This is a genomic window from Bordetella genomosp. 11, assembly GCF_002261215.1.
In the GTDB taxonomy this organism is placed as follows: domain Bacteria; phylum Pseudomonadota; class Gammaproteobacteria; order Burkholderiales; family Burkholderiaceae_B; genus Bordetella_C.
In genome coordinates this window covers 598,970-616,728 of the sequence record NZ_NEVS01000004.1, presented here as the reverse complement: position 1 = coordinate 616,728, position 17,759 = coordinate 598,970, and the positions used below count along the sequence as shown (strand labels likewise).

Annotated in this window: 15 protein-coding genes; 5 read left to right on the top strand and 10 right to left on the bottom strand. The window is 63.4% G+C overall.

Going from position 1 to position 17,759, the window contains the following annotated elements:
* Positions 1 to 25 precede the first annotated feature (25 nt).
* From CAL28_RS10390 to metE, 5 genes are all read right to left on the bottom strand, one after another.
* Entirely contained in the window at positions 26 to 751 is a 726-nt protein-coding gene (locus tag CAL28_RS10390) for a TerC family protein (protein WP_094841310.1), read from the bottom strand.
* A 549-nt stretch (positions 752 to 1,300) separates the two neighbouring features.
* A complete protein-coding gene (gene sucD, locus CAL28_RS10385; protein WP_094841309.1) occupies positions 1,301 to 2,182 on the bottom strand; it encodes a succinate--CoA ligase subunit alpha in 882 nt (293 codons plus the stop codon).
* A gap of 24 nt (positions 2,183 to 2,206) precedes the next feature.
* Entirely contained in the window at positions 2,207 to 3,367 is a 1,161-nt protein-coding gene (gene sucC, locus CAL28_RS10380) for an ADP-forming succinate--CoA ligase subunit beta (RefSeq protein ID WP_094841308.1), read from the bottom strand.
* A 10-nt stretch (positions 3,368 to 3,377) separates the two neighbouring features.
* Entirely contained in the window at positions 3,378 to 3,974 is a 597-nt protein-coding gene (locus CAL28_RS10375) for a DUF2889 domain-containing protein (RefSeq protein ID WP_094841307.1), read from the bottom strand.
* Positions 3,975 to 4,097: 123 nt separating this feature from the next.
* The gene (metE, locus tag CAL28_RS10370) at positions 4,098 to 6,389 is read right to left on the bottom strand and encodes a 5-methyltetrahydropteroyltriglutamate--homocysteine S-methyltransferase (protein ID WP_094841306.1); all 2,292 of its coding nucleotides are present in this window, start codon (positions 6,387 to 6,389) and stop codon (positions 4,098 to 4,100) included.
* Between the two features lie 207 nt (positions 6,390 to 6,596).
* On the opposite strand from metE, the gene CAL28_RS10365 reads away from it, so the two are divergent.
* Positions 6,597 to 7,541: a LysR family transcriptional regulator gene (locus CAL28_RS10365; RefSeq protein ID WP_094844544.1), complete on the top strand. Its 945-nt coding sequence runs from the start codon at positions 6,597 to 6,599 to the stop codon at positions 7,539 to 7,541.
* Positions 7,542 to 7,666: 125 nt separating this feature from the next.
* Here the strand turns inward: CAL28_RS10365 and recX are convergent, their stop codons facing one another.
* A complete protein-coding gene (gene recX / locus CAL28_RS10360; RefSeq protein WP_094841305.1) occupies positions 7,667 to 8,203 on the bottom strand; it encodes a recombination regulator RecX in 537 nt (178 codons plus the stop codon).
* A 6-nt stretch (positions 8,204 to 8,209) separates the two neighbouring features.
* Positions 8,210 to 9,268 carry a recombinase RecA gene (gene recA, locus CAL28_RS10355; protein ID WP_094841304.1) on the bottom strand — a complete coding sequence of 353 codons (1,059 nt, stop codon included), beginning with the start codon at positions 9,266 to 9,268 and terminating at the stop codon, positions 8,210 to 8,212.
* 334 nt (positions 9,269 to 9,602) lie between these two features.
* Here recA and CAL28_RS10350 point away from each other — a divergent pair, with 334 nt between their 5' ends.
* From CAL28_RS10350 to CAL28_RS10340, 3 genes are all read left to right on the top strand, one after another.
* Positions 9,603 to 10,292, top strand: a complete 690-nt coding sequence (locus tag CAL28_RS10350) for a response regulator (RefSeq protein WP_094841303.1) — start codon at positions 9,603 to 9,605, stop codon at positions 10,290 to 10,292.
* Positions 10,293 to 10,407: 115 nt separating this feature from the next.
* A complete protein-coding gene (locus CAL28_RS10345; protein ID WP_094844543.1) occupies positions 10,408 to 11,772 on the top strand; it encodes a sensor histidine kinase in 1,365 nt (454 codons plus the stop codon).
* 140 nt (positions 11,773 to 11,912) lie between these two features.
* A complete protein-coding gene (locus CAL28_RS10340) occupies positions 11,913 to 13,601 on the top strand; it encodes an MFS transporter (RefSeq protein ID WP_094841302.1) in 1,689 nt (562 codons plus the stop codon).
* Positions 13,602 to 14,034: 433 nt separating this feature from the next.
* On the opposite strand, the gene ligD is transcribed toward CAL28_RS10340, so the two are convergent.
* Both ligD and CAL28_RS10330 read right to left on the bottom strand, forming a co-directional pair.
* A complete protein-coding gene (gene ligD, locus CAL28_RS10335) occupies positions 14,035 to 15,033 on the bottom strand; it encodes a non-homologous end-joining DNA ligase (RefSeq protein WP_094841301.1) in 999 nt (332 codons plus the stop codon).
* A gap of 69 nt (positions 15,034 to 15,102) precedes the next feature.
* The gene (locus tag CAL28_RS10330) at positions 15,103 to 15,321 is read right to left on the bottom strand and encodes a hypothetical protein (RefSeq protein WP_176463949.1); all 219 of its coding nucleotides are present in this window, start codon (positions 15,319 to 15,321) and stop codon (positions 15,103 to 15,105) included.
* Between the two features lie 154 nt (positions 15,322 to 15,475).
* On the opposite strand from CAL28_RS10330, the gene CAL28_RS10325 reads away from it, so the two are divergent.
* Positions 15,476 to 16,375 carry a recombination-associated protein RdgC gene (locus CAL28_RS10325; protein WP_094841300.1) on the top strand — a complete coding sequence of 300 codons (900 nt, stop codon included), beginning with the start codon at positions 15,476 to 15,478 and terminating at the stop codon, positions 16,373 to 16,375.
* Positions 16,376 to 16,411: 36 nt separating this feature from the next.
* Here the strand turns inward: CAL28_RS10325 and CAL28_RS10320 are convergent, their stop codons facing one another.
* The gene (locus CAL28_RS10320) at positions 16,412 to 17,704 is read right to left on the bottom strand and encodes an aspartate carbamoyltransferase (protein WP_094841299.1); all 1,293 of its coding nucleotides are present in this window, start codon (positions 17,702 to 17,704) and stop codon (positions 16,412 to 16,414) included.
* Positions 17,705 to 17,759: the final 55 nt, after the last annotated feature.

The window sequence follows — 17,759 nt, the reverse complement described above, 5'->3', positions numbered from 1 at the left end:
CCGGGGATTGTAATTCAGCTTTTCGTCAGATTTGCTCCGACCGTTTAAGATTTTTGTCAGAGTGGCGCCGGGCAATCATGACCTTGCCCAGCATTAGCACCAGGATCGCGCCGCAGGCACCCGCCATCAAGGCAAGGTTATGCTCGGTCGTCCCCAGTGCGGAGTCGATGCGCACCACCGACTCGTGCAGCGCCGGATCGCCCACCAGCAGCTCGCCGGCGATGAAGCCCAGCAGCGCGGCGCCCACCCATACGATCAGCGGGAAGCGCTCGATGACCTTCAGCAGCAGCGTGCTGCCGAAGATAACCAGTGGAATGCTGATGGCCAGGCCCACGACCAGCAGGGTGGTGTCGCCCATGGCGGCGGCGGCAACCGCCACGACGTTATCCAGGCTCATCACCAGGTCGGCGATCATGATGGTGCGGATGGCGGAAAGCAGATTGCCATGGGACTTGGCATCGCCGTCGTCCTCGTCTTCCGGCATCAGCAACGACACGCCGATGTAGACCAGCAGGACCGCGCCTATGAGTTTCAGCCAGGGCAGCAACAGGAGTTTGGCGGCCACCAGCGTCAGGACGATCCGCATGATGATGGCGGCGGCCGAACCAATGACGATGGCTTTCTTCTGCTGGGTAGGCGGTAGCGAACGGGCCGCGAGCGCGATGACCACGGCGTTATCCCCGGACAGAAGGATATTGACCCAGATGATTTGCAGAAGCGCGAGCCAGAAAGCGGCTTGTGTTAATTCCATACCCCTCGTTCCTCGATCCCTCAATGGTTTGAAAAAGCCGAACCCCATCCCTGCGCGGCGATCGGGAAAATCGCGTGGCGCTAAGTTTATTTATCGCGGGGGACGCCGAACATTATATCGAGGCATAGACAAAACGTTCAGCTGTTTGTTGGATTTCTGAGGGAAAACCGCAGGTTTTTTGTCAGCTTGATGACATACAGCTGAGCTTAAAACCGAGTATCTTTCATATACCTTTCTTTTATCTGACTATTATCTGAACATCGCCAGGAGCGCGCCCCCCATCATTCTTCCCTGCATTAACCATACCGAGCACCGAAGAGAATCTGATTCCTGAATTAAAACTGAATAGAAACTTAATATAAACTGAATTCAAACTGACCGCGAACTGAACAACAACCGCACTCCATTCCGAATATCGCTGCATGCGGCGCGAATGAAGCGGAAGAAAAAGGCAGACGTGAAAAAGCCCGCCATAAGGCGGGCTCCGAACTGCATCCGGCGCCGGGGCGCGGCGACGATGCGCGCCCCGGCGTTATGGCCGGTAGGCGATTACAGCACCGACTTCAGCAGCTTGCCCATCTCGGACGGGTTGCGCGTCGTCCGGATGCCGCAGGCTTCCATGACTTCCAGCTTCGCGTCGGCCGTATCGGCTCCGCCGGAAATCAGCGCGCCGGCGTGGCCCATGCGCTTTCCGGGAGGCGCCGTGACACCCGCGATGAAGCCAACAACCGGCTTCTTCATGTTGTCCTTGGCCCACTCGGCAGCGGCGACTTCGTCCGGACCGCCGATTTCGCCGATCATGATGACGGCGTCGGTGTCGGGATCGTCATTGAACAGCTTCAGCACGTCGATGTGCTTCAGGCCGTTGATCGGGTCGCCACCGATACCGACGGCGCTGGACTGCCCCAGACCGAGTTCCGTCACCTGGGCGACGGCTTCGTAGGTCAGCGTGCCGGAACGGCTGACAATGCCGATACGGCCCTTACGGTGGATGTGTCCGGGCATGATGCCGATTTTGATTTCATCGGGCGTGATCAGGCCGGGGCAGTTGGGTCCCAGCAGCAAGGTCTTGCTGCCCTTTTGCTTCATGCGGTTGCGCACTTCCAGCATGTCGCGAACCGGGATGCCCTCGGTGATGCAGATCGCCAGGTCCAGTTCGGCTTCCACGGCTTCCCAGATCGCGGCGGCAGCGCCCGCGGGCGGCACGTAGATGACCGACACGGTCGCGCCGGTGGCCGCCTTGGCGTCCTTGACCGAAGCGTAGATGGGAATGCCTTCGAAGTCCTCGCCCGCCTTCTTGGGGTTCACGCCAGCCACGAAGGCGGCCTTGCCGTTGGCGTAGTCGCGGCACATACGGGTATGGAATTGACCCGTCTTGCCCGTGATGCCTTGGGTGATGACTTTAGTGTCCTTGTTGATCAAGATCGACATTTGTGAATCCTTGGCAATAACTTCTTATTTGACGGCGGCAACGACCTTGGTGGCCGCTTCGGCCATGGTGTCGGCGCTGATAATGGGCAGTCCGGAATCGGCCAGCATCTTCTTGCCGAGTTCTTCGTTGGTGCCCTTCATGCGGACCACCAGCGGAACGTTCAGGTTGACGGCCTTGCACGCGGTGATCACGCCCTCGGCGATCACGTCGCAGCGCATGATGCCGCCGAAGATATTGACCAGGATGGCCTTCACGCTCTTGTTCTTGAGCATGATCTTGAACGCTTCGGTCACTTTTTCCGCCGTGGCGCCGCCGCCGACGTCCAGGAAGTTGGCCGGCTCGCCGCCGAACAGCTTGATGGTGTCCATGGTGGCCATCGCCAGGCCGGCGCCGTTCACCAGGCAGCCGATGTTGCCGTCCAGCTGGATGTAGGCCAGGTCGAACTTGCTGGCTTCGATTTCGGCCGGATCTTCTTCATCCAGGTCGCGGTAGGCGACGATTTCGGGATGACGGAACAACGCGTTCGGGTCGAAGTTGAACTTGGCGTCCAGGGCGATGATGTTGCCCTTGCTGTCGCGGTTCAGCGGATTGATTTCGACCAGGGACGCGTCCGTTTCCATGTAGCACTTGTAGAGCTTCTGGAACAGGTCCACCGTCTGGGCGGTCGAGTCGGCGGGCATGCCGATGGCATCGGCCACCTTCTTGCCCTGCTCGGCGGTCAGGCCGACCAGCGGATCGATGTATTCGGTGACGATTTTCTCGGGCGACGAATGCGCGACTTCCTCGATGTCCATGCCGCCTTCGCTCGACGCGATCAAAGCGACTTTCTGGGTCGCGCGGTCGGTCACCAGCGAAACGTAGTATTCCTTCTGGATGTCCGCGCCTTCCTCGATGTACAGGCGGTTCACCTTCTGGCCCTGCGGGCCGGTCTGGTGCGTGACCAGCTGCATGCCGAGGATTTCGCTGGAGAGCTTGCGGACCTCTTCGATCGAGCGGGCCAGCTTGACGCCGCCACCCTTGCCGCGGCCGCCGGCGTGAATCTGCGCCTTCACGACCCAGACAGGTCCGCCCAGTTTTTCCGCCGCGCTTACGGCTTCGTCAACGGTGAAGGCGGGAATACCGCGCGGCACGGTCACGCCAAATTTCTTCAGCAGTTCCTTGCCTTGATACTCGTGGATTTTCATGTGTTACCTGTCAGGTCGTATGGGAAAAAAGAGAGGAATCAGAAGCGGCATCCTCGGCCGGGACTTCGCCGGTATGCCACTTGGGGTAGTACTTGAGGACCACGGGTCCGTCGGTACTGAGCGCATGGCAGCCATCCAGCTGGAAGGGCCGCTTGCTGGGATCGGGGTTTTCACGGCGCCGTCCGGCCATGGTTTGCACCGCGGCCGTGGGCAGCACCAGCGCGAGTTCGCTCATGTGCGTACAGCCGGCCACACGTCCGAAACGCGTCTTGACCTGCTGGCGAAAGCCCCGGACCAGATTCATGCCGACCAGGTCCCGATAGGCGTCCTCGATACTCGTGCAGTGTCCGCCATAGGGCGCCGCATCGTAGACCGCCTGCGCCGCCACGATCGTGTAATCGGAATCGATGGTGATACGCAGGTGCATATGATGCACCGGCTGGCCGGCATGCAACGTATCGCCTTCATGCTTGACGAAGTCGTAGGCCTTGACATCGATGAGCTCGGCCTCGATGTCCCACAGGCCGTCCTCGCGCACATAGCCCTGCACGCGTATCGAGCGCGTATGCAAGGGGGTACGGGAGACTTCCGGCGGCGGCAGGGGCATGCGTGGTCAGCTAAGGTTGCTGCAAGGCAACAAAACCTTCAAAGTATAGCGCACGGCCCTCTATCAAAAAACCGGGGCCGGTTCCCCGCGGGGAGACCGGCCCCGCCACGCCCGTAGAGCCGGTCAGGCCTGGGCGCGCAGTTGGCGGGCAGCGTCGACCATGCTGACCAGCGCGGCTTCGGTTTCCGGCCATGCCCGCGTCTTCAGGCCGCAGTCCGGGTTCACCCAAAGGCGCTCTTTGGGCAGACGGCCCGCGGCTTTTTCCATCAGTTGCACCATCCATTCGACGTCCGGGACGTTGGGCGAATGGATGTCGTATACGCCCGGGCCGATGTCGTTGGGATAGCGGAAATCCTCGAAAGCCTTGAGCAGTTCCATGTTCGAGCGGGAGGTTTCGATGGTGATGACGTCGGCATCCATCGCGGCGATCGATTCGATGATGTCGTTGAACTCCGCATAGCACATATGGGTATGGATTTGCGTATCCTCTTGCACGCCGCCGGTGGACAGGCGGAAGCAATCCACCGCCCAGTCAAGGTAGGCGCGCCAGTCGGCGCGGCGCAACGGCAGGCCTTCGCGGATGGCCGGTTCGTCGATCTGGATCACGCGGATGCCCGCTTTTTCCAGGTCGACGACTTCGTCGCGCAATGCCAGCGCCAATTGACGGCAGGTTTGTTCGCGCGGCTGATCGTCGCGGACGAAAGACCATTGCAGGATCGTCACCGGCCCCGTCAGCATGCCCTTCACGGGCTTGTCCGTCAGGGATTGCGCATACGAGGACCACCCCACCGTCATCGGCGCGGGGCGCGCCACGTCGCCGAAGATCACAGGCGGTTTGACGCAACGCGAGCCATAGCTCTGCACCCAGCCGTTGCGCGTGAAGGCAAAGCCGGCCAGCAGTTCGCCGAAATACTCGACCATATCGTTGCGTTCCGGTTCTCCATGCACCAGGACGTCCAGGCCAACGTTCTCCTGGAAGCGGATGACCGACTCGATTTCCTTCCGGATCGCGCTTTCGTAGGCCGAATCGCTGATCGCGCCGGCCTTCCAATCCCGCCGCAGCGCCCGGATCTCCGCTGTCTGCGGGAAAGAGCCTATCGTCGTGGTGGGAAATGCGGGCAGGCGAAGCTTTTCCTGCTGATGGGCGATGCGCCGCGCGAACGGCGCACGGTCGCGCCGCACGTCGTCGGCGGCAGCCATGCGACGCGCGACGGCGGGATTGTGGATGCGCGGGGATTGGGCGCGGTTGGCCAGCGCGGCGCGCTGCGTCCGCAGTGCTTCCTGTACCGCAGGATCCTGAGCGTCATCCAGCGCGTGCGCCAATGTGCGCACTTCGTCCAGCTTCTGCACCGCGAAAGACAGCCAGCTCTTGAGCTCGTCATCGAGCTCGGTCTCGAAACCCAGGTCCACCGGCACGTGCAGCAGCGAGCAGGACGGAGCGACCCAGAGCCGGTCGCCCAGGGCGGCCTTGGCGGGCGCCAACGCGCGCAATGCCGCGTCCAGATCCGTGCGCCAAATGTTGCGGCCATTGACGATACCGGCCGACAGGACCTTCGAACCGATGACCTGCAGCAGCGGCGCAAGCTGTTCCGGAGCGCGCACGAGGTCCACGTGCAGCCCCGCCACCGGCAAGGCGGCCGCGGTGGCCAGGTTGTCTCGCAAGCCGTCGAAGTAAGTCGCCACCAACACTTTCAAGGGAGCGCCGGACAAACGCGTATAGGTCTCGGCATAGGCTTCGCGCCATGCCGCGGGCAAATCCAGCGCCAGGATGGGCTCGTCGATCTGTACCCACTCGACACCCAGCTCGGCGATCCTCCGCAGGACCTGGGTGTAGACGGGTAGCAGGGCCGCCAGCAGGTCCAGCTTCGCGGCATCGCCCGGCCCGGCATAGGCGTCCCCCTTGCCCAGCCACAACCAGGTCAACGGCCCGGGAATCACGGGCTTGACCCGATAGCCCGACTCCAGGGCTTCGCGTATCTGCTCGAACAGCGACTCGCGCGCGACGCGGAACGTCTGTCCCGGGGTCAGCTCAGGGACGATGTAGTGGTAGTTGGTATCGAACCACTTCGTCATCTCGCAGGCTGCGGCCGGGGTACCGGTGGGCGCGCGGCCGCGGCCCATGCGAAACAAAGTATCCAGGCTGACCGGTGCATCGGCGGGCTGCCCGAAGCGCGCCGGAACCGCACCCAGCAATGTGGTCCATTCCAGCACGTGGTCGTACCACGCGAAGTCGCCGACCGGGAGCAGATCCACGCCCGCATCGGCCTGGGCTTTCCAATGCCGGGCGCGTAGTTCGCGTCCGGTTTCCTGCAGGTCCTCCAACGACGACTTGCCGGCCCAATAGGACTCGACCGCGCGTTTCAATTCGCGCTGGGCGCCGATGCGCGGGAAGCCAAGATTATGAATGATAGTCATGGAAATCCGGAATCCAACAAAGAATGTTCAAGTTCCGGCATTGTGCGCGTGTTTAAGTTTGAGTCAAAATCAATGTTTGCATCGATTCCATGAAAAATATTCATATAGAATGACTGCTCGGGGCCAAGCATCCTGTAGTGCCGGCCACTACGCCCCATCGATTTTCATTGAGCGCCGCCCACGCGTTCGCCCTTGTTCGGCCCCGACATGCTCGAAATCCGCCATCTGGAAACCCTTGCCGCGATCCGCGACGGCGGCAGTCTTCAGGAAGCCGCCGACCGGCTGCACCTGACGCAGTCCGCCCTGTCTCATCAGTTGCGCGAACTGGAGTCCCGGCTCGGTACTCCCCTGTTGAACCGCAGGACGCGCCCGGCTCGCCTGACCACGGCGGGCCTGCGCGTACTGGCGCTGGCCGACGATATCCTGCCGAGGCTGCGCGCCACGGAGCGGGAACTGCAGCGCCTGGCCGCCGGCAGGACCGGCCGCCTGCACCTCGCGATCGAATGCCACTCCTGTTTCCAGTGGCTGATGCCGGCACTCGATGCATTCCGGGCGCAATGGCCCGAAGTGGCGCTGGATCTATCCGCCGCGTTTTCCTTCGCGCCTTTGCCCGCGCTGCTGCGTGGCGACCTGGATCTGGTGATTACCTCGGATCCCCAGGCGCTGGACGCCATCGATTATGTACCGCTGTTCGGCTACGAACTGGTACTTGCGGTGTCTGAGGCCCATCCCCTGGCATCGCAGCGCTATATCCGGCCGGAACAGTTGGCCGACCAGACCTTGATCACCTATCCCGTCGATCGCCAGCGCCTGGACGTCTTCACGGCTTTCCTTGACCCTGCCGACGTGGAACCCGCGGCCGTGCGCAAGGCGGAACTAACACCCATCATCGCCCAATTGATTGCCAGCAACCGCGGGGTTGCGGCGCTGCCGAATTGGGCCTTGACCGAGTATCTGGATAAGGGCTGGCTACGGGTTTGTCGCTTGGGCCCGCAAGGCGTATGGCGAACGCTGTACGCTGCGATCCGGAACGAGGATGCGGATGCCCCGTTCATCAAGGATTTCCTGACTATCGCCCGGGATGTGAGTTTCCGTACCCTGACCGGAATCAAATCGGCTGGAGCATGGGCGGGCGAAACGCGCGTGGAATAGCGACACAACCCAAACCCGCGCCGTGCGTAGTCGCGGGATCGACGCCCGCTGATGCGCGCCCATTCGGGGAAACCACCGGTGAGGACGGCAGGTCAAGACGGCCGGCACGCCCCGGCCGGCGCCTGTCATTCGTCCTGGTCGTCGCCCAGCACCCGACGAATGACATCGTGCGCGAAGCCACGCGCCGCAAGAAAACGCGCCTGCTTGGCGTACGCGGCACGATCGGCCGGCCGTTCGCCGAAACGCTTGTTCCATACTGCCACGGCGCGGTCGTATTCTGTGGCGCGCAAGCCGTCTCGAAGTTCGCCTATCTGGGTTTCGTCGACGCCGTGCTGGCGCAACTCCTGCACGATGCGCGCCGCGCCCTGACGTTCGGCGCGGCGATGCACCAGACTTTCGGCGAAACGCCGGGTGGATAGCCAGCCTTCCCGTTCCAGCTCGTCCAGCAAGGCATCCAAGGCTGCGGCGTCGTCCGCGTACGGGCTGAGCTTGCGTGCCAGCTCGCTGCGCGCGTATTCACGCCGGGATAGATAGCCCACCGCGCGAGCCTTCAGCGTGGGCCCGCGCCTTTGCTCGGCCCGGTCGCCGACACGGAAGGGATCGTCCGCGGAACCGTCGGAAGGGAGATTGCCGAACCTCGCGCCGCGGCGACCGGAAATCATCGGCGGTTAGTCCTCTTCGGCCTCGCTTTCGGCAAAGGTATTCGCGCGGCTGACGATGCCCTGGTTCTCGCGTATGCGATTTTCGATCTCCAGGGCCATTTCGCGATGTTCTTTCAGGTATTCGCGAACGTTGTCCTTACCCTGGCCGATGCGGTCGCCCTTGTAGCTGTACCACGCGCCGGATTTGTCCACGATGCCGGCCTGCACACCCAGGTCGATGATTTCACCTTCGCGTGAAATGCCACTGCCGTACATGATGTCGAATTCCGCCTGCTTGAAGGGCGGGGACACTTTGTTCTTGACGACCTTGACGCGCGTTTCGTTGCCGACGACCTCTTCCCCCTTCTTGATCGAGCCGATGCGGCGGATATCCAGGCGCACGGAGGAGTAGAACTTCAACGCATTGCCGCCGGTGGTGGTTTCCGGATTGCCGAACATCACGCCGATCTTCATCCGGATCTGGTTGATGAAGATGACCATGCAGTTCGTACGCTTGATGGTGGCGGTCAGCTTGCGCAGCGCCTGGCTCATCAGGCGGGCCTGCAGGCCAGGCAGCGAATCGCCCATTTCGCCTTCGATTTCGGCCTTGGGCACGAGCGCGGCGACCGAGTCGATGACGATGAGGTCGACCGAGCCCGAACGGACCAGTGCATCGGTGATTTCGAGGGCTTGCTCGCCCGTGTCCGGTTGGGAGATGAGCAGGTCGGTCAGGTTGACACCAAGCTTGGAGGCGTATTGCACGTCCAGCGCGTGTTCGGCATCGATGAACGCGCACGTGCCGCCGATTTTTTGCATTTCGGCGATGACCTGCAGCGTCAGCGTGGTCTTGCCCGACGATTCCGGCCCGTAGATCTCGATTACCCGGCCGCGCGGCAGGCCACCCACGCCCAGGGCGATATCCAGGCCCAGCGACCCCGTGGACACCACCTGGATGTCATGCTCGACCTCGTTGTCGCCATACCGCATGACCGAACCCTTGCCAAACTGCTTTTCGATCTGCGATAGGGCCGCGGCGAGCGCCTTGGCTTTTTCCGAGGCGGCTGCCTTGCTGGTTTTGTCGTCCATGAAATGTCCTGTCTGGCGGTTTCTAGCGAATGGAAAATGTGGCGGCCAGTGTCTTGCGATCGACGCCTGGTTTGCCATATGCGTTAACCATGTCGGCCGGATTATGGCATCGGATTATACTGTACAAAAAAACAGTATGACAAATTTTTCCGCGTTATCCCGTGTGGGCAAGCGCGAACGGGCGTGACAGAATCCGCCCAGGAGAGCGGAGACAGTCCGGAAACCATCCGGCATACCAGAACACCACCACGGAAAACCGTCACGGCCGCAACCCGGCACGAACGGACGCGCTCAGCTCAAGAAACCATAACGATCCACGAGAGAGCCTGGTCCCATGCGCATACTTATCGCCGAAGACGACAGCATTCTTGCCGACGGACTATCCCGTTCGCTGCGACACAACGGCTATGCCGTCGATGCCGTGCGCGACGGCATGGCCGCCGATCTGGCATTGGCCGCCCAGGCCTTCGACCTGCTGATTCTGGACCTGGGATTGCCGCAATTGGCCGGACTGGAAGTCCTGAGACGGCTGCGTGCGCGCAACGCCCAACTTCCGGTGCTTATTCTAACCGCCGCCGATAGCATCGAGCAGCGCGTCAAGGGGCTGGACCTGGGGGCGGACGACTACATGGCCAAGCCATTCGCCCTGTCCGAACTGGAGGCCCGCGTGCGGGCGCTGACGCGGCGCGGCGCTGGCGGCGGCGCCAGCCTGATCCGCCACGGCCGGCTGGTCTTCGACCAGGCGGGACGGGTGGCCTCGGTGGACGACCAGCCGCTGGACCTGTCCGCCCGCGAAGTCGGCCTGCTCGAAATCCTGCTCATGCGCAGCGGACGGATGGTAAGCAAGAATCAGCTGGTGGACCATCTGTGCGAATGGGGCGACGAAGTCAGCACCAATGCCATCGAAGTCTACGTACACCGCTTGCGCAAGAAACTGGAGCCGACCGGCGTCCGGATCATGACCGTGCGAGGGCTGGGCTATTGCCTGGAACGGGATCATGGCGCGGGCGAACTCGCACACTGAAACACCCCGCGTCGCGCCATTGAACCAGGAGGCGCTGGATATCCTGCGCAATGGCACGCGCGGCCCGTCCTTCGCCCTGCCCCGGCGCTCGCTGCTGGGCGAGATCCTCGATTGGATGCTGGCGCCGCTGTTCCTGCTATGGCCCATGAGCGTGGCGATCACCTACGTGGTCGCACAGAATATCGCCGACGTGCCCTACGATCGCGCGCTTGCCGGCCACCTGCGCGTACTCGCGCGACAGGTCCATACCGTCGACGGCAAAACGGTGCTGGACATGACGGACCCGGTGCGCGGCATGCTGCGCGGCAACGACACCGACAGCGTTTTCTGGCTCGTGCTGGACGGGCACGGCCGCTACCTGGGCGGCGACCGGGAGCTACCGCTGCCCAAGGGCGTGGACGTCGCGGCGCCCGGCGCCGTGCGGTACGAGGACAGCACGCTGCGCGGCTTCGCCATCCGCCTGGCCTATACCCGGGTCGACGCGGGCGCGGCGGGGGAAACCCCGCCCCTGCTTATCGTCGCGGAAACCGCCGAACGGCGCGCGCAATTGGCCAACGACATCATCAAAGGCGTCATCATTCCGCAATTCATCGTGCTGCCCATCGCCGTCCTGCTGGTATGGTTCGGGCTGTCGCGCGGGGTGGCGCCCTTGAATGCCCTGCAACAACGCCTGCGGGCACGCAGGCCCGACGATCTATCGCCCATCGATGAACGTGCCACGCCGAGCGAAATCGCGCCCCTGGTAGCGGCGATCAACGATTTGCTGGAACGCCTGTCGGCCACCGTTCAGACGCAGCGCCGCTTCGTTGCCGACGCGGCGCACCAGTTGAAGACGCCGCTGGCGGGCCTGCGGACGCAGGCGGAACTGGCCCTGCGCGATGCCAGCCCGGACGAAATGCAGACCAGCCTGCGCCACTTGGTGGCCGGGTCCGAACGCGCCACGCGCCTGGTCAACCAGTTGCTGCTGCTCGCGCGGGCCGAAAACCCGGCAACCATAGGCATGGCGGCGACCGACCTGAACGGCCTTGCGCGGGAGCAAACCATCGTGTGGGCGCCGCAGGCCCTGGCGATCGGCATTGACCTGGGATTCGAGGAGGCCGGCCGGCCGGTGCCCATCGCGGGCAACGCGATCCTGCTGGCCGAGCTGCTGAACAATCTGGTGGACAATGCGTTGCGCTACACACCGCGCGGCGGTCGGGTAACCGTGCGGGTGCGCGCCTTGCCCGCCGCCGCGCTGCTGGAAGTCGAGGATTCCGGCCCGGGCATCCCGCCGGACGAGCGGGAACGCGTTTTCGACCGCTTCTACCGGGTGTTGGGCACGCCGGCCGAGGGCAGCGGCCTGGGCCTGGCCATCGTGCGGGAAATCGCGCAAAAGCATGGCGCGACAGTGGAGCTCGCCGACAACCCTTCGCCGGGCAGCAGCCAGCGAGGCTTGAGGATCAGCGTCCGTTTCCCCAACAATTTACAACTAGAAACATAAATCGCGGCCGGCTTCAGGGAAACGTCAGACCCCCGTCAGCGTTCTTGCCTACCGTGGCGGTCAGCCTCTCCGCGGTCGCGGGCGGGTCTGCACATACCGAGCACGGCGGGGCAACCGCCGGCCATCCCTGAGGAGACATCATGAGCACAGCTTCCATGCCGCGCCCGGGCGCCGTCACGGCCACGACGCCGATGACCCGCAACGAACGCAAGGTGATTTTCGCTTCGTCGCTGGGCACCGTTTTCGAATGGTATGACTTCTATCTCTACGGCTCGCTGGCGCCGATCATCGCCCTGCACTTCTTTTCCGGCGTCAATCCCACCGCCGGCTTCATTTTCGCCCTTCTCGCCTTCGCCGCCGGCTTTGCCGTCCGGCCCTTCGGCGCGCTGGTATTCGGCCGCCTGGGCGATTTGGTCGGCCGTAAATACACCTTCCTGGTCACGATCGTCATCATGGGCCTGTCGACCTTCCTGGTCGGCATACTACCCACCTACGGCTCGATCGGTATCGCGGCACCCGCGCTGCTGATCATCCTGCGGCTGCTGCAAGGCCTGGCGCTGGGCGGCGAATATGGCGGCGCGGCCACCTATGTGGCCGAACATGCGCCCATGGGACGCCGGGGCTTCTACACCAGTTGGATCCAGACCACCGCGACGCTCGGGCTGTTCCTGTCGCTGCTGGTGATCCTGGGCGTACGGTCCTACTCCGGCGAAACCGCCTTCCGCGATGCCTGGGGCTGGTGGCGCGCGCCCTTCCTGCTCTCTTTCGTACTGCTGGCGATCTCGGTGTGGATACGCCTGCAACTCAGCGAGTCGCCCACCTTCCAGCGGATGAAGGCGGAGGGCAAGGGATCCAAGGCTCCCATCAGCGAATCGTTCGGGCAGTGGAAGAACCTGAAGATCGTGATCCTGGCGCTGCTGGGCCTGACCGCCGGCCAGGCCGTGGTCTGGTACACGGGCCAGTTCTACGCGCTGTTCTTCCTGACGCAAACGCTGAAGGTGGATGCCAACACGGCCAACATCATGATCGCCGTGGCGCTACTGATCGGCACGCCCTTCTTCGTGATCTTCGGCGCCCTGTCCGACCGCATCGGCCGCAAACCCATCATCATGGCGGGATGCCTGATCGCGGCGGTGACGTACTTCCCGATCTTCCAGGGCTTGACGCACTTCGCCAACCCCGCGCTTGAAAAGGCGCAGGCTTCCGCGCCGGTAACGGTAATCGCCGATCCGGCCACGTGCTCGTTCCAGTTCAACCCGGTCGGCACCACGTCGTTCACGAGCAGTTGCGACATCGTCAAATCCTTCCTGGCGCGCAATTCCGTGAACTACAAGAACGAGGCGGCGCCGGCGGGAGCGGTCGCCAAGGTTCGTATCGGTACGGATGAGTTCCAGTCCTTCGACGGCAAGACGATGCCGCCGGCCGACTTCAAGGTGCGCGCGGCCGAACTCGATAAATCGCTGACGGCGGCCATTCGCGGCCACGGCTATCCCGCGACCGCCGATCGCGCGCAATCCAACGACGTCATGGTGGTCGTGCTGCTGACCATACTGGTGATCTACGTCACCATGGTCTACGGCCCGATCGCGGCAATGCTCGTCGAGATGTTCCCGACGCGGATCCGCTATACGTCGATGAGCCTGCCGTACCACATCGGCAACGGCTGGTTCGGCGGCTTCCTGCCGCCGCTGGCCTTCGCCATCGTGGCCGCCACCGGCAACATCTATGACGGCCTCTGGTATCCGATCATCATCGCGGCGATGACCCTGGTCATCGGCACACTGTTCGTGCGCGAAACCAAGGACGTCGATCTGAACAAGGACATGTAGTCCGCCCAGCCCCTGCCGGCCGGGACGCTGCACCCGACCGGCCTTTCACAAAGCTCCCTCGTCGGGGGCTTTTTTTTTGAAAGGGTCGCGGCTCAGCAGATGAAGCCGCGCATGCCGCGGGGCAACGGTCCACGCCCGCGCGCGGAGTCCGGAGGCACGCGCGGAAACGCGCGGGAAAGACCGTGTCGCGCGATGCGCGCAGAGACGTTCCGGATTCAGGACGATGTCAGAGCCCGAAGACTAGACTGGCCGCTCAGATCACGACCTTGCGCGCGATCTCCGGACGATCGATCCCCCTGTCCGGCGATTGCAGGGTCGCCTTCTGACACCGATGCCGCGCTCCCCGCGAGCCTTAAATAGCGCGACATCGTGTGCTCCCGTACCGGCCCGACTTCCACAGTCGGGCCTTTTTTTTTCGGCTGTGCATGCCCCACTACGCCGCCGGGCTGAACTTCTCGCGCATCGCCGCCGTCAGCGCCTTGCGTGCGCCGTCGTAGCCCGCCCAGGGATCGTCTCCCCAGGCCCGTATCCGGGCCGGCACATTGCGCACGTTGAACGTATCGCCGCGCGGATCGTCGGCCGCATCGAGGACCTCCCAGGGGATGGGCATGGACACCGGCGCGCCCTGGCGGGCGCGCGCGGAAAACGCTGCGACCGCGGTCGCGCCGTCGCTGTTGCGCAGATAGTCGACGAAGATGCGATCGGCCCGCTTGGCCTTGGACATACTGGCCACGAAAATCTCCGGCTGCATGTCCTCGAGCTCCTGGGCGATTCCTTTACAGAAGCGGCGCACGTCCTCCCAGCCCAGCGTCGCCCGCACCGGCACCACCACATGCAGGCCCTTGCCGCCGGTTGTTTTCAAGAAAGGCCGCAGGCCCAGGTCGCGCAGCAGTTCGCGCAGCACGCGCGTCGCGTCGGCGACCTGGCGCCACCCCATGCCCGGATCCGGGTCGAGGTCGAATGTCAATCTGTCCGGTTTGTCCGAGCCAGGCGCCTGGGCTCCCCAGGTATGGAATTCGATCACGCCGCGCTGCACCAGCCCGATCACCCCGGCGATGTCCCGGATGACCAGCATGTCGCCATCGTGTTCGACGCCGGCCGGCAGGTGTTCGCCCATATGCTTCTGGAAGAAGCATTCGCCCTCGGCTCCATCCGGGCAGCGCAACAGGGCAACGCGGCGGTCCGCCAGATGCGGCATGATGAATGTGGCGACCGACTCGTAATACCGCGCCAGATCGAGCTTGGTCACCACGGGATCGCGGAAAAGCTCGCGATCCGGATGCGTGATATCGATGCCCAGGACTTGCGCCTCGTGCGCCGCCTCCGTTGCGGCGCCGTGCGCGGCGCCCCGCGCGCTCACGGTGGCCCGACGCCGCGCGGTCCGCTTTGCCGGGCGCTTGCCGGATGTGCCTGATGCCACGAGTTCTGCCATGGGAAATCCCCTTGCCAGCGTAAAGACCCGTGAAAACCGCAAACGGCATGCCAGCCGCGCATGGCTGCCCTAGCGCCGCATTCCCACGCCGATCGCCACCACGCCCACCACGATCGCCGCGATGCCGGCCCATTGCGGGATCGGCACCGACTTGGTGGTCTCGGCCGTGGCCTTCACGGACCCGATCTGCACAATGGTGTCCTCGGATTTATAGCTGAATCCCTGGTATACGAGCGCAACCACGCCCAGGACGACCAGGATGGCGCCGATGAAAGTGATAGGTTTCATAGGTCTCCCACGATGTGTTATCGCAACCTCTTGTTTGCGCTGCGGCGGACGATACTCCAGAGCACGGCGACTGTCCGTGACAGAACGTGTCGCTGACACGCGCAGCCCCCTGGATGGGCGGGTCGTATAGAATCGTCGCTTTTGCCCGACGCTCATGTGGTTCAAGAATCTAAAGATCTACCGCCTTTCCCCGTCCTGGGCCTTGAAGGACGACCAGCTGGAGCAAGCCCTGGCCAAGTTCGCCTACCAGGGTGGCAATACGCTGGAAATGCAAAGCCTGGGTTGGATACCGACACGTGAAAACGGCGGGCTGGTGCATACCGTCAACGGCCAGATGCTGCTGACCCTGCGCGCCGAAAAGAAGCTGCTGCCCGCCACCGTCGTCAATCAGGTCGCGAAGGCGCGGGCCCAGGAAATCGAAGAGCAGCAGGGCTACAAGCCGGGCCGCAAGCAAATGAAGGAAATCAAGGAACGGGTCACCGACGAACTCCTGCCCAAAGCCTTCAGCATCTACCGCGACACGCGCGTCTGGATCGATCCGGCCAACCGCTGGCTGGTGATCGACGCGGCGGCCTCGGCCAAGGCGGACGAAGTGCTGGGCCTGCTGGCCAAGTCGATCGACCCATTCCCGCTGGAAAGCCTGTACGTCGTGCAATCGCCGGCAGCGGCGATGACGGGATGGCTGGCGGAAGACGAGGCCCCCGCCAATTTCAGCATCGACCAGGACACGGAACTGCGCGCCTCGGGTGAAAGCCGCGCCGCCATCCGCTATGTCAAGCACACCATCGATGCCGACGATGTGCGACGGCACATCCAGTCCGGCAAGCAATGCACCCGGCTGGCAATGACTTGGGCCGACCGTGTCTCTTTCGTGCTGACCGAATCGCTGGACGTCAAGCGCATCGCTCCGTTGGACGTGCTGAAGGAAAACAGCGATAGCATGGCCCAGAACGATGACGAGAAATTCGACAGCGACATGGCGCTGATGACGGGCGAACTCGCCAAGCTGATGGCCGAACTCGTGGACGCCCTGGGCGGCGAAAAACGCGACTGACCGCCGCCGCGCCCGGGATGCCCCGGGCGCGGGGAATCAATCCAGTCCGTGGAAGGCCGAATCGTCCGGCCCGACATGGGAGGGATGCCGCCACGTGACGTCGCGCAGAGAATGCTGCACCAGCCCTTCCACGCCCAGCAGCACCGCGAATATCGCCATACGGATCGGAATACCGTTGTCCGTCTGGCGGAAGATCGCCAGACGGGGGTCATGGTTCAGGTCCACGCTGAGGTCATTGGCGCCCGGGCGGCTATCGCGCGGCAGCGGATGCATCACGATCGTTTCGGGGCCGCAATACGTGTCGATGATGGCGCGGTTGATCTGGAAATCCGGCGCGTAGCCTTCCTGCGCTTCATCGGCGAAGCGTTCCTTCTGTACCCGCGTCGCGTAGATCACATCCGCGCCAGGCAGCCCCTCGGCCAGCGACTGCTTTTGTTCGATGACGTTATCGTGCTTGGCCGCCTGCTCGATGATGTAGCCCGGCATTTCCAGCCCGGGCGGCGAAATCAGGGTGAACTTCACGCCGCGGTACAGGGCCAGCAGCTTGATAAGCGAATGCACGGTACGCCCGTACTTGAGGTCGCCCACCATCGCGATATGGGCGCCGTCCAGCAATTTCCCCAGGCGCGAGAACTCGGTCAGGATGGTGTACAGGTCCAGCAGCGCCTGGCTGGGATGCTCGCCAGGGCCGTCACCGCCATTGACGACGGGAATATTGGTCGCGCGGGCGAATTCCGCCACCGAGCCCTTTTCGGGATGGCGGATAACCATTGCGTCGACGTAGCCGCTCATCACGCGGCTGGTGTCGTAGATCGATTCGCCCTTGGCCATGGACGAAAATGTGAAGCCCGTCGTGTCGCACACCGAGCCGCCCAGCCGGCAGAATGCCGAACCGAAACTGACCCGTGTGCGGGTGCTGGCCTCGAAAAACAGATTGCCCAGCACGGCGCCTTCCAGCACGCGCGACACCTTTTGCCGGCGCGCAATGGGCTGCATCATGTCGGCGATCCGGAACAGGTCCTCCACGGATTCGCGCGAAAACTGGTCCACCGATAACAGTTGATGCTTGCCTTCCACGCTGATGCGGTCGCGCAACGGCCCGTTCTGCGTGCTTTGCGTATACTTTTCTCGCAGGTCGCCGTTCTGTACGATCTCCGTCACGAATCGCTCGACGACTTCGGGCATCGCGCGGAACTCCTGGGACCCTTCCGGCAGCAGCCAGGTGTCCAAGGCACGCCGCTTAACCCCTATCCGGGCGGCGAACACGTCGCGGGTCAAGTTGAGGCGACGCATCGCATCGCGCAGGAAAGCTTGCTGGGAAATGGACATGGCGGCCTCGTATATATACGCTTTGCGTATATTACGCACGCCGCCCAGCCTCGTC